Source organism: Sarcina sp. DSM 11001, from assembly GCF_900101015.1.
Taxonomy (GTDB): domain Bacteria; phylum Bacillota; class Clostridia; order Lachnospirales; family Lachnospiraceae; genus CAG-791.
This window is the reverse complement of the sequence record NZ_FNFZ01000051.1, coordinates 1-13,122: the sequence shown is the minus strand read 5'-3', so window position 1 is coordinate 13,122 and position 13,122 is coordinate 1. Positions and strand designations below refer to the sequence as shown.

6 protein-coding genes are annotated in these 13,122 nt (G+C 46.5%); 1 reads left to right on the top strand and 5 read right to left on the bottom strand.

Annotation, left to right across the window (positions count from 1 at the left end):
- On the top strand, window positions 1-286 hold a 286-nt coding region (locus BLT02_RS17620), incomplete at its 5' end, for a hypothetical protein (RefSeq protein WP_347475064.1).
- Between the two features lie 1,114 nt (window positions 287-1,400).
- On the opposite strand, the gene BLT02_RS16245 is transcribed toward BLT02_RS17620, so the two are convergent.
- The 5 genes from BLT02_RS16245 to BLT02_RS16225 form a co-directional block, all read right to left on the bottom strand.
- Window positions 1,401-1,673, bottom strand: a complete 273-nt coding sequence (locus tag BLT02_RS16245) for a hypothetical protein (protein ID WP_092997971.1) — start codon at window positions 1,671-1,673, stop codon at window positions 1,401-1,403.
- Window positions 1,673-1,879 carry a helix-turn-helix domain-containing protein gene (locus tag BLT02_RS16240; RefSeq protein ID WP_092997968.1) on the bottom strand — a complete coding sequence of 69 codons (207 nt, stop codon included), beginning with the start codon at window positions 1,877-1,879 and terminating at the stop codon, window positions 1,673-1,675. The genes BLT02_RS16245 and BLT02_RS16240 overlap by 1 nt, the downstream gene beginning before the upstream one ends.
- 217 nt (window positions 1,880-2,096) lie before the next feature.
- Window positions 2,097-9,314, bottom strand: a complete 7,218-nt coding sequence (locus BLT02_RS16235) for a SpaA isopeptide-forming pilin-related protein (protein ID WP_092997965.1) — start codon at window positions 9,312-9,314, stop codon at window positions 2,097-2,099.
- 495 nt (window positions 9,315-9,809) lie between these two features.
- Window positions 9,810-10,439: a lactate utilization protein gene (locus tag BLT02_RS16230; RefSeq protein ID WP_092997961.1), complete on the bottom strand. Its 630-nt coding sequence runs from the start codon at window positions 10,437-10,439 to the stop codon at window positions 9,810-9,812.
- Window positions 10,440-10,527: 88 nt separating this feature from the next.
- Window positions 10,528-12,786, bottom strand: a complete 2,259-nt coding sequence (locus BLT02_RS16225; protein ID WP_092997958.1) for a SpoIIE family protein phosphatase — start codon at window positions 12,784-12,786, stop codon at window positions 10,528-10,530.
- Window positions 12,787-13,122: the final 336 nt, after the last annotated feature.

Sequence of the window (13,122 nt, the reverse complement as noted above, 5' to 3'; positions counted from 1 at the left end):
TTACCTCAAGAATTCAGTTCAGATCGGCGCCCCCTATAAACGCACAAACAGTGAGCTGGAAGCATGGTCTTTCATCAACCATATAAGCCTTTTGTATTTTTACGGGATAGTCAAAGCACTGCGCGAAAATGAACTCACCGAAAAATATTCCCCCGAAGATATTCTGTCCATCGGGAAGAATATTTATCGGGTCAGGGAACATTACCATTCTGAGGATAACCGTATTTCTGAAGTGCCGAAAAAGGAGCTCGATCTACTGACATGCCTGGGAGTAAATTTGCTCTAATATTCAGGCACCAGATTACAGGAGGCTATCTACGTAAAAACTTAGTTTTCTGTGTATAAAAGTAAAAATGCAGTTATAAAAAGTTATAAAAGTAAAATGACAGGAGTTTGACATGCCGGACCACAATCCGTTTACACTTACTTTTGGGTAAAATTCCCTATACATATATATCCCGTCAGGATTCAGTTTCCACAATTCTGGATGAATATACTGCCGCTGAGCCGACCAGGCAGATCTTTCTGATCACAGGTGTACGTGGATGCGGGAAAACGGTTCTGATGACATCTGTACAACAGGCACTTGATCGGGAAGGCTGGATCGTGGTGCGCCTAGACCCGGCACGTAATTATCTGGACGAATTATGTATGTGTCTCAGCGAAAAGAGCACCGGAATCCCGGATATTACAGATCGAGGTTTCGAGGTCTTTGTAATGGGATCTGGGTTCAGTACAGGAAACACAGACTCGCTGGACAACGTTGGAAAAATCAACCGCTTTCTGTCAAGGTTAAAGAAAAATAATAAACGAGTCCTTATCACGATCGACGAAGGACAGAATGACTCAAATCTCAAAGAATTCGCTCTTCAATTCCAGATAAATCTCTTTCGGTAAAAGCTTTTCGAGCCAAATAAATAAAAATAGCTCCATGAGTTTTCACACTCACAGAGCCTGTCTCATTTGTTCTTATGCCATCCGTCTCTTTATCATCACCAGCCTTACTCCGGCAAATGCCGTCAGGATGGTTCCGAGGAGATAGATGAAGCTGGCACCAAATCCGCCAGTGGAGACTCTCATCTCATCACATTATCCGGATCCTGAAGCTCATGATACATCGCATCAACAATAGCTGTTTCCCCTTCAACCAGTATAGAAAATAATACCTATGCCGCTTAAAGTTAATCCGTCTATATCCCAGCCTTGCCAACTTTGGATTGTTAACAAGTTTCAGGGAACCCGCGACCCTCTCCAGTTCATCCAGTGTTTCATCATAATCATCGATCACGGCGTTCGCAGCCTGCTAGCTCATCTTCTCGAAAAGAAGATACTGCACAAACTCAGACAAATCTTCTTCAACGTCATCTGTAGCAAATACTTTCCAAGTGTTAAGCTGATCCCTATAATCCATACTTTTCCCTCACATTTGAGGATATCTGCCTTGCATCCTTAAGATTCCCGTCCTCTGCGTGCTTTCTGGATCTGGCAAGCTGTGCATAGATCTCCTCTTCTGTCAATGGTACAAAAGGATTTGAGGAATCTGGAAAAAAGAGTCTTACAAAAGCCTGAATCTTCAGCAAATCATTCTCCGGCAGCTGTTTCATCATCGATACAGTTGCTTCCAATGTATTCATTGTACTTACTTCCTTTCTATTCCTGATATCTCTCATCATCAGATAATCTCCATGATTTGATCAACACTGCAATCCAGCACTTTACAAATCTTTGTGATCACATCAAGTGAAACGTAATCGTTCTTCCCCATTTTCCACATGGTAGATCTGGATACTCCGGCTCTTTGCTGAAGTTCTTGCCGACTAATATCCCGGTCAATCAGAAGTTTCCAGAGTGGTTTAAATGATATGTCCGGCGTGCTCATTTATGTCATTCTCCATCAGGATTTTATATTCCATTCATTCCTTTTCAATATTAACATTTACTTCTCTTCACACTTTAAATTGCCTTAACCATAGCATAGTGCATCTTAAATCACAAGCATTTGTTTTAGTTCTAAAACAGTGTATTTTAGCATTTGAGCAAAGAATGCTGATCTATGCCCTATGCTGGCAGAGTCAACCATCTTTCTATTATTTTTCTCAAGTTTTCCGTCTCTTTCTCACAACCAGCCCTGCTCCGGCAAGTACAGTCAGCATAGCCCCGAGGAGATAGAACAGCTTTGTGCCCGGACCGCCGGTGGCGGGAAGGGAAGCTCCCAGGGTATTTTTGATAGTCAATGTATAACCGTTCACATTATCCCCGTCCAACACCACCTGTGGGTTCGCAGATTCCGGAGTTCCACCGGTTTCATTAGTCAATCTAACAGAGCCATTTTCAACGGTAAAGTACACGTATTTCGTCATAATAACGTACCCCTCGGGGGCGATTTCCTCTTGAAGACGATACCGACCATTAGTAAAGGAGGGGAGAACTATCTCAGAAATTGAGCTCATGTCAATCGAGCCGTCCACACCCATATCCACCCAGACATTGCCTGAATTGAGCGACATCAGTTTGAATATGGCACCCGGGAGGGGATGACCAGTGTTATCCTCTTTTTTCAATGCCATTGGTGGGCACCTGTTAATAATGGACATGGTATAGGTAATTTTGCTGGGATCAGTAGTGGCATCTGCTTCCAGCTCTACCTCGCCTTCAGGATAGTATCCTTCGTCCAAACTTATTATTCCCGTTTCGCTGATTGTGAAACGGACATTTCCTGATAAAGCCTGATAACCCGAAGGAGGCACAGTCTCCTGAAGTTCATAAGTGCCGGGCGGCAGAGTATCATCCAGCTTTGGAACAATACCGTCCGTGTTCGTTGTCAGGCTCTCATACCCGCTCTCCGGATCCACATCTATGCCTGTATGACCGCCCACTGTTTTCTGTTTGTGAAGTGCAAATGTCACACCTGACAGGACCTGGCCGCTCTGGTTCTTTTTAATAACCTTGAACTCATACTTCCTGTTCTGGACGATATAAGTCGGCATTGTGTCTCCTTCCGCTGGAGTATAATTATGGGTAACTCCATTTTCATCCACAACAATCAGAGTGTTTCCCACCAGTGTAAGCTGTATCGGATGCTGGATACCCTGATAACCCTGCGGCGAATTTGTTTCCATTAGCTCGTACGTATAGGTCTGACCAGGCAAAAGGAAAGCTTCCGTAACCAATCCGTTCTCGTCCGAAGTGAACACTCCTATCTGTGCACCGTCTTTGGTCAAGCGGAATTTCGCATTAGCCAGCGGGGTGTTTCCGTCCATTTTATACAACTTAACGCCGGAACGGCTGTTTTCTGCCGAGAATACATGGACATTAGAGCCTGTCTCTATTTCGCCGTCATCATAGGAAACAGTATACTCATACCCAGTGCTTTCGTCCTGACCGGTCTGCCGGCCCATTATTGTTACTCCTTCTTTATCACCAACAGGCGTAACCGTACCATAATCCGTCACGAAACCGTCGCTGTCTACCGTCGGATCTACGTTGCCAATTGTCACTTCCCGCACTTTATATTTTTCAAAAGGCACTCCGCTGACAGGCAGATGGTCAAAGTACCAGTACAACGTCTGGGGGGTCGCCGAGTAAGGGAGCTGCCGGACTGTAATAATATTGTTAGTTATATCCTCAACAAGCGTCAGGTCCCCATTTTCATTTTCAGTAAATACCGCGAAATATGCTGGAGCACGGTCCACCATATATTCTTCATCGGACCACTCCTTGTTGATACGCAGGCCAAAGCCCTTCAGGTTGCATACTTCTATATGTGGATTGGTTTCGACAACGTCCTCCACATAGGCAATGTTAATATCTTCGCCACTACCGTCTGCTCCATTTTCGTGCAGAATATATTTCTGCCGTGAGTATCCGTCTGGTATTTCAGAGTCCTTCTCCTCGAGTTTGTACTGTGTTCCAACCAAGACCTCCCGAATCTCAACGGTATAATCGACAGGTATCTTTGAAATGGAACCGTTCAGAGAAGCGTGGAATGTGGCAGCCTTCTTTTCATCATCGGTCAACTGTGAAAAATCGCTCTTTCCAGCGCCCAAAGATACAAATCCAGGTGTTTGCAGCGTCGAATCCCACTTACAGTATTTGCCTTCATTGTTTTTCACACAGTAGGTCTGCATGTTGGCAGCTTGTAACTCACCAAACTCCGTCCCCAGGGACAATCGGAAGTTAAAAAGCGTATTGTCCTGCTCATGGCGAATCCGCGTTACGCCATCCTCCGCGTACAGCACTTTCTCAAAAGTCAACGTCTTGAGCGCGTCTGGATCAACATGGTTTACATAAGTAACTCGCGGGCGAGCCTCCGTCGTTTTAGAGGAAAGGCTGTAATCGAATCTGCCGTTTGCACTATTTACCGTTTCAGATAATTCATTATCCTCTTTTACTATGACGCTGTCATAAATCGATTTGTTCACGCCGCATTCAACAATCCGATAATTAATTGCAGAATTCGGCACTGCTATATCGGCGACCTCTCCCGGTTTCAGGAAAAACACACTATTATAGGCAACTCCATCGATCACACAAGTATCTTTATGCTTGACCGGTCTAATTGAATCCTTATAGTAGACACTTATATGCGAGGCCTCCTGTGTCAGTAAAGTCTCTTCAGGACTGTCTCCCTCATCTTCAGGGGGCAAAGTGTAGTAAATCTGATAAGGGAACTCCGCCTGGAAGGAATCCGGATCACTCACGCCGTCCAGCTTCTTACTCAGCAGCACATGGCCTTTTCTGACAGACGCAAGATTAAAGCGCATATGCAAGTTTGACGCTCCGGCACCACGCTCCATGTAGAAGATTTTCATGGTATGCTGCGTATATTCCTTGAAAACCGTCTCTCCCTCATCGAAATATTCTGCCAGAAAAGCATTGACCTCACCATCCGTCGCTTCTGGGTTTCGTTTCCTGTAATTGCCTGCAAAAACCTCTCTTAGCGTCGTATTCACCCCGTGTACGCTTACGGTACCCGTCGCAAAGTTAACCGAACCTGGCACGGCGCTGTGCATTCCTCCCAGGTCTATGACCAGTTCACCGTCCACATAGAGCCAGAAATCGTCGTCACCGGTAAATTCAAAGATAATGTCATGTCCCCAGTCGTCATGTCCATTCGGTGTCTGCGTAAAAGAGGCTTCCAACTCCATGCCGAAAAAGGTGTTTGCCTTTTTATTGCCATATTCTATACTGTACAGCTGTTCATACTTTCTAGGAGTTCCATCCGGCAACAGTCCGGTATTCTGATGGTTGGTTCTGAAATCCGCCAATGCACTGTAAAGATTTTTCCCATTCACAGCGGCAAATACCCCTGGCTTCAAATCATTGAAAGGGAAAAACTGCCCATGCTTCAGGGTAGATTTGTTTCCACCTGAATCGTAGGTTCCCAATTCCTTATATACTTTGAAGTTTTCACCTTGCAGACTTGCAAAATTCTGCGTGCTATCGTATTCAAAATACCCCGATTCGTCATAGGTACTCTGAATAAAAAGGTGATTGACATCTCTCAAACCGTCACTATAAAGATTGGAAAGTGATATTCCGTTTGGATTGGCTGAAGTGACCGTAGCAGTGACCGTGGGGTACCCGTTTATGAGATTGGTGGATAGCAGACCCTGTTTGAGAACAGCTACATTGCCGGAATAAGTTGCATCATCGTTATTTCCCAGAAAATCACTCATCTGTGAACGTGAAGCAAAGTCGATCATCTTCATGCTAATGCCGTGCAGATTGTTGTCCACTGTATTTACAGTAGTCAGCTCATCGCCCGTGGGAATGTCCTGCACGATTGCAAAATAGAAGTCCTGTGTCTCAGCCAAAGGGCAGGAAACGATACTGTGCGTTGTAGTGGTATCTGCTTTCAGGCCAGTATAAGCGTAGTTGTCATCGTCCCAACCCACAATGGAGGAATAGTGATATCCATTTCGACGTCCGGTCAAATTGATGCCTACAGCGCTGTCCGACAGGATCTGCCCGCTCGTGCCCTGTGGCGCAATAAACTTCTCAGAATACTCGTTGTACAGTTCATAATAATAATTGGGGTCAGTTGTTCCTTCCCAGTAATATTCCACGAAGTCCCACAACAACGAGTTAAACTGACCGCCGACCCACTGGATATGATCGCCGCTCTCATAGACCGGAATAAGACTTCCGTCTGAATCTACAGCATAGAATTCATATTTCTTTGTAACGTCATTCCATACGCGGGTATAGATAATCACCTTGGAACCATTTGTGACGGTCGGATCCGAAACGCTCACCTTCTGGGCGGTATGGGTCATAAAATACTCGCTTGTCAATTCCGAAACCATGACAAAGTTCAGCCATTCACTGCCAGCTTCACCGCCGATTGTGAAACCTCTGGTAAGTGTCTCTCCTTCGCCCGTCGTTTTGTAGGTCAGTGTCTGTTCCCCACATTTCAAGCAGATTTGTCCGCTGTGACTGCCGCTTCCTGGAATGACCTGGATTTTGCACTGTTCATCCGCTGTCTGAACAAGCGACACACCACTCCCATCAATCCTGAGATACTTTTCTTCCCCGCCCACAACGACTTTCAAGTAATACAAATCGTAATACAAATCGTCACTGACCCACTCAAAAGTCCACATAGTAATATCACTGTCTAGAGGAACGAACAACTGGCTCGTATTGTTCGCATTTGACATCACCGTGAGCACATTCGCGTCCATTGTACCTACTGTTTCGGAGCTCGCCATGACCGCCTTTCCAGTCGGCTCACCGCTCCAGTTCATGAGGCCGTAGGACATACCCTCAAGCGAATAGGGGTCATACACGATGGGTGGAGGATTCACCAGTTTTATCTGAATAGCGCTGTTACCTTCGTTAGAATTACCTGGATAAAGACGTATACCAACACCGCTCCCAGAATATTGGAGAAATCGATTATCATTTAGCTTGGCATAAAATCGTTTTTTGTCTCCCGCCAAAGCGCTCAATTCAAATACCGAAGCATCCGTCGATAAAGGAGTCAGAGTAATATTATTACTATTTTTTTGTTCTTGTTTAATATAATTCCCGTCCTTGATTCTGATCCTATACACATTCTCAGTCTCGGTAGATTCAAAAATCCATTTAGCTGCGTCTGAAGTATTATTCGGGCCGGTGAGTTTCAATGCAGAATTACTGTTCAGTTCTCTCGTAAAGTATTCCTCACCGTTGTTTGTTCTTTTAACAGAAAGATACAGCAGTTCTCCATCATCAACAGCATCGCTCAAATCAGAGAGCGTTTCTATAATGCTTCCTTTTACACTGCCAGCGGCCGGGCCCTGCACAATAGCATATGCTGAAAAACCATTTGCTACAATGCAAACAGCTTCGCCATCCACTTCAACGTTTTCAATCACGTCACCAGTTTCACTTCCATCTGCGAAGTGGACAACCTGCACCACCGCATCGGATTCCCTGTCTGCCAATTCTATACGCACATCGACCGGCGAGCCTATTGTAATTTTATCTCCGTTCCTGTCGACAATCTTGATATCAAAGAGCCTGATATACCCGGCGCTGCCTTCTTCCCAACCCAGCGCATTCTCAGTATTCACCACATAATTATCATAAGTAGAGTCGTCTTCTGTGATCTCCTTTACGTGCAGCTCCGCTCCTTCGGGAATCTCAGCCTCTGTCCCATAGGTCACACTAATCTTATAGTTATTCCCATCGCTGGCCAATATCTGCTTTTCAATGGTCGTCCCGACAATGGCAAAGACAGAGAAACTGCCAGCGTCAAAAGAGACCTGTTCTACTGTATCCTCAGTTCCTTCAGCTTCTGTATCAAGAAGTTTCGGGGTTTCTTCTTCTCCTTCAAAATGTACCGTGTTGACTTCTGTCGACTGGACCTGTTCGATTGCTTCTGCGTAGGCAATACGGACTGAGACCGGAGCTTGGGGTTCGACCGTTCTTCCATCTTTTTCGATAGAGATATCAAAGAGACGAACCCAGGAAACCTTCTGATCCGTCTTTTCCGCCACTGCTTTTTCCGCTTCCTGGCTGTATTTTTGGTAGTTGCCTTGCTCCTGGGTAATTTCTCGCACAATAAGAGAAGCTCCCTCCGGTATACCGGCTGACTCGTCGAATGAGACCGTCACAGTATAGTCTGGACCCTTGTAGGTCAGGAGTCCGGAAACACCAGGCTGGGATTCTTTGGCTGTAGTTTCATCTTTGATGGATTCTTCAGCGACAGGTTCTGCTGAAATGGAATCCGTTACTGTCGGTTCTTCCGCAGAATCCGTACCTTCGCTTTGAGATTCCTTGGAGACAATTTCCGCTTCGGCAACCGTGTTTTCGCTTTCTGCCATTTCAGAGTCAGCTTCTGTCAAAGCTTCTGAATCTTCAGTTTCTTCCGGGGAGGAATCGGCTACAGAATCAATGTTTTCTTGTTCAGCTTCTTCATCGAAAGAGACTTCAGTTGTTGGGTCTGTGTCATCCTCTTTACCTTCTGCCTCTTCTATAGCATCTTCCCCTGTATCCTGATCTTCCTGGGTTTCCCCGTTCTTCGAATCCGTCAAGGAATTTGTTATATCCTCAGAAGTTTCATTTACAACTTCTTCACCGGTCTGATTATCCAGAAACTCCTCGTCTGTAACCTCTGCTTCCGACATAGAATCTACTGTTCCCTCAGATGCCATTTCTGTGGCAATTTCTGACGATTCTTCTTCAAAATCTTCATTATCCTCAGTCTCAGGCAAAAGTTCAGAAGGATCTTCAGCTGTCATGTCTGTCGGTTCTTTTGCAAACTCTTCAGTCAAATTATCATTGTTCTCTACCCTCAAGACGGTCTCATTGTCCTCCCCAAAGCACTCCGCAGTATGGGTATGGGCTTCTTTTCCGCAGATCAGAACCTTTTCGCGTTCATAGCAGTCCTCTGTGTGCTGGTGGTCCGCCGTTTCCTCCAGAGGGCATGACAAAAGCCTGTCCTCCCGGAAGCATTCGTCTGTGTGCGAATGTTCCTCGAGAGCACAGGAAGGTTGTTTCTTTATATTGAAGCACTGCTCTGAATGAGTGTGCTGTTCAAGAGTACATATGAGTTTCCGGGTAGTGGTGAAACAGTCATCCGTGTGCTGATGACCGTCCTCTTCATCCAAACCGCAGGTCAGTTTTGTTTCTGTCTCCCAGCAGCTTTCATCATGCTGATGGGCTTCTATTCCGCATATTGCTGTCTTCTCCATTGTGATGGCAGGGAGCAACAACATATAGGTAGTAACAAATACAACTATGCATGAAAGAATACTTACAGCTTTTTTCCAGACTCTGCGTATCTCCCCTCGTCTCATGTACTTTCTTACATGATTCTTTTTCATTGCTTTTCTTTCCGGGTCACGTTCTGGATTTGTATTCTCCGTCCTCTGGGCTGATGCCAGGTCCTTCTGTCTTTTTTTCCAGGTCCTTCTGTCTTTATTTTTTATCTTCTTTTTATATTCCGCCAGTACATTATTTTTATATTCCGCCAGTCCATTACTTTTTCTTCTAAAAAATATTACTTATCCAAAGCTGTGTTTCTTTATCAAAGTTTGCGTTTATTTGTCTGATTCTTGTACGGATTTAAAGGTGCTTACAGAATATATAACGATATGTCTGAAAAAACATTTACCTTCAATTCCTCCACTAGTTAATTTGTGTTTATCATATCACTTATATGTGTACATTATACGTCAAAAAACTAAAAAAAAAGTCCGGTTCTACTGGAAACCGGACTTTTCTAATACACTTTATTAATGACTGTCATCTTTTTGACGGAGCAGAGGGACAGTCAAGAGGACGAAAGGAGATTCCTGTTTCCCTGCCACGGGCTGTAATCAGAATCCGAGGAAGTCGTTGACGAGGATGACCTTGATTCTGCCGGGGTGTTTTGAGTAGCGGGTGATGAGGAACTGGCAGCAGATGGTATCGGGGGATTTGCAGTTCATGCAGGAGCCTGTCTTTGTGCAGGGGGTGTTGAGGCCGAATCTCTGGGCGTTGATCGGGGCGGCGACGTTGCGGGCGCGTTTGAGGGCGCTGTCCACGTCGATGCAGATCTTGTTCATGCCGATGATAAAGAGGACGTTTTTCGGTCCCTGGGCAATGGCGGAGACGCGGTTGGCATTGCCGTCGATGTTCACCAGGATGCCGTCCTCGGTCATTGCGTTCGCGCTTGCGAGGAAGTAGTCGGCGTCATAGGCCGCGAGCATGGCGGCGCGTTTGTCCTCGATCTTGTCGCGGTCTATGAAATTGTAGTTTCCCGCTGCGAGGGCCTGGGGCAGGCCGATCTCGTGGGCGCTCATGGCACCGCCCATGGTGACGGAACATCCTTCCGGGATCAGGGAAAGGGCGATTTTGAGGGCTTCTTCCTTTGTCTCTGCGTAGTATCCTGTCATGTTGCGGGATTCGAGTCCTTTGATGACTTTGGCAGAGAGCAGGGCATTGCGTTTTTTAATCATTTCATTCATGAATCTTTCTCCTTTCGGGTTTCCTGTCCTTTCAGGTTATTTCACCTTTAAGGTCACCTCTACTTTTAGCTTTACTGTCTTTTCAGGGTTACTTTCCTTCCGGTTCTCCTGTCCTTTCGGGTTTTCCTTCCTTTAAGTTTTCCTCTTCATTGGGGTTTTCCCCAAAGTATTCTATACACATCATGGTCAGGTCGTCAAACTGGGGGGCATCGCCCACGTACTCGTCGACCTGTCTGCGGACGTCTTTGAGCAGGTCGTCCAGTTTTCCTCCATCCCAGCTGTATGCGAGGGCCGACATCATCCTGTCATTTCCAAAGAGTTGTTCTTCGCTGTTTGTGGCTTCCGGTACTCCGTCGGTATACAGGAAGAGGAGGTCGCCTGGGTTCATCTGCCATTCGACTTCTATGTATCTGGATTCCTCCATGGCGCCAAGGCTGAGACCGTGGGGATCCCTTTCCATGACAAATCCTTCGTCTTTCCGGTAAAAGACGGGATATTCATGTCCCGCGCAGGCAGAGACGAGATGGCCGGTGGAGGTGGTGAGTATGCCCAGCCAGACTGTCACAAACATGTTGTCTTCGTTTCCTTCGCACAGCTGGTTGTTGACTTCGCTCAGAATCTCGCCGGGACCGGAATATTTTTCTGAAAGGACAGCGTTCTTGATCATTGTCTTGGAGATCACCATGAAGAGAGCCGCCGGGACTCCTTTTCCGGACACATCGGCCATGACAAGGGCCAGGTGGTCGTCATCGATCAGGAAAAAGTCGTAAAAGTCGCCTCCCACCTCTTTTGCGGGATCCATGACCGCGTAAAGGTCAAATTCCTTCCGGTCGGGGAAGGCCGGAAAATGTTTGGGCAGCATGTTGGCCTGGATCTCCGAGGCGACGGAGAGTTCCGTAAACATACGCTGTTTTTCCGCTGTGATGCTGACGATCTCCCGCACATAGCCCTTCATCTTTTCCGACATTTCCGAAAAGGCCTTGGCCAGTACTTCGATCTCATCATTCGTGAGGTAGATCTTCTCCATCTTGAAGACCATGTCGTCGCCGCGCATCTGGGATACCCTGGCGGTCATCCGGTTGATCGGCCTTACCAGATGATTTGCGAACAGCATAGATGTAAAGGTGGAAAATGCCAGAAGGAAGAGGGCGATCAGGATCGTCCTGTTTATTGTCCTTTCCGCAGTAGTGTGGGATTCGGCAATATTATCCTCCAGGACAGCGTTCGTCAGGCTCGCCAGAAGGTAGGCGGTTCTGTTCAGTTCCCTCTTTGGGACCATGAGAAGCTGAGTCCACCCCACAGTTTCGATGGGGGCATAGGCGATATAAGTTTCTTTACCGTCCAGTTTGATCAGGGAAAAACCGGTTCCGCCATCCAGGGCTTTATTGACCAGGGTGACCAGATCCGCGTTTGAACTCTCCTTCAGGCTTTTCAGGGTATTTGAATCCGTCCCCAGTTCTCCTTCCTGTCTGGAAGAATAGATCACATTTCCGTTTTCATTGATCAGGCAGGAATCGAAATTGTCCCCGAGTTTTGATTTGATGACGATCTGCTCCAGGTCATTCATGAGAACAGAACAACCGCAGACCGCTGCCAGTTTCCCGTCCACATAGACCGGAATACCCGCCATCACCTCATAACCATTGGAATAGTTGTCAGGGTTGACCGGGGTATAATAAATCCCTTTGTGGACGACCGCTCCCGCGTACCAGGGGCGCCTGTCCGCATTATAGGTCAGGACTTCGCCATTCTCCCCGATCTTTAATTCCGGTTTATTGTCTACGATGATACTGGCGCCTTCCGGCAGAGAGACCATGCAGTCCAGCAGGGACTTACTCCCTTCGACAATCTCCAGCATCATATTCCGGAGAGTTCCGACACGCAGAATATCTTCTTTCAGTTCCGGATCCGAAATGTCCGCATCATCAGAATATAGCAGCTGGAGGGACAGCGTGCCCGGAGCTGCCTCGGAGGGGCTGGGTACAGGGAGCGGTGAAAATTCTGAAGGATGTTCCAGTACCATCTCCACCTGCCTGGCCAGGACCTTGAGGTCATGCTGCATGGTCCAGAACTCCGCGTTGAGGACTTTTGACTGAGACTGTACATATTTTTGCAGGCTCTCTGTCGCGCCTCTGTGCATGGACTCGGTCATGGTATCCATGATGACCGCGTTCTGTTCTCTGCTCGTCTCTTCCATGACTCCTGCAAATCTCTGAACCTGAAGGATACCGGTCACGGCAAAGATAATGACGGCAGCAGCAACCAGCTGGATATTCATACTGAATACTTTAAAGCGCAGGGTGGACCTGACAGCCTCTACTGCTTTTCTTATTTTTTTTATAATCATTTCAGCGCGTCCATCTCCAAGGTGGTCAAAATAAGATTTTTGGCACACTTTCTATACATAGTGCACAAATTCAAGTAGTGAATTTGTGTATTTTGTCAATTGACATACCCTTAACAAAAATGCGGCGCCCCTGTTAGAAATCACATTTCAAGTTTCTAACAGGAGGTGCTTTTTTATGGATCAACTCTCACTACTCAAATCTATTGTTTCCGACATTTCCGGCATTCTGAAGTCTGAGGATTTCCTGAATGCTCATCGTTTTCCCCATTGTTTCGTGCGGAAAAGGAAACTGTCTGTCTACCATGTCGTCACTTACCTGCTGTACTCGACCAGGCA

What these genes read in the sequence shown, in the direction of transcription:
- BLT02_RS16245 (WP_092997971.1), bottom strand. Translation starts at nt 1,673, where the DNA reads ATGATGAGAGATATCAGGAATAGAAAGGAAGTAAGTACAATGAATACA.
- BLT02_RS16240 (WP_092997968.1), bottom strand. Translation starts at nt 1,879, where the DNA reads ATGAGCACGCCGGACATATCATTTAAACCACTCTGGAAACTTCTGATT.
- BLT02_RS16235 (WP_092997965.1), bottom strand. Translation starts at nt 9,314, where the DNA reads ATGAAAAAGAATCATGTAAGAAAGTACATGAGACGAGGGGAGATACGC.
- BLT02_RS16230 (WP_092997961.1), bottom strand. Translation starts at nt 10,439, where the DNA reads ATGAATGAAATGATTAAAAAACGCAATGCCCTGCTCTCTGCCAAAGTC.
- BLT02_RS16225 (WP_092997958.1), bottom strand. Translation starts at nt 12,786, where the DNA reads ATGATTATAAAAAAAATAAGAAAAGCAGTAGAGGCTGTCAGGTCCACC.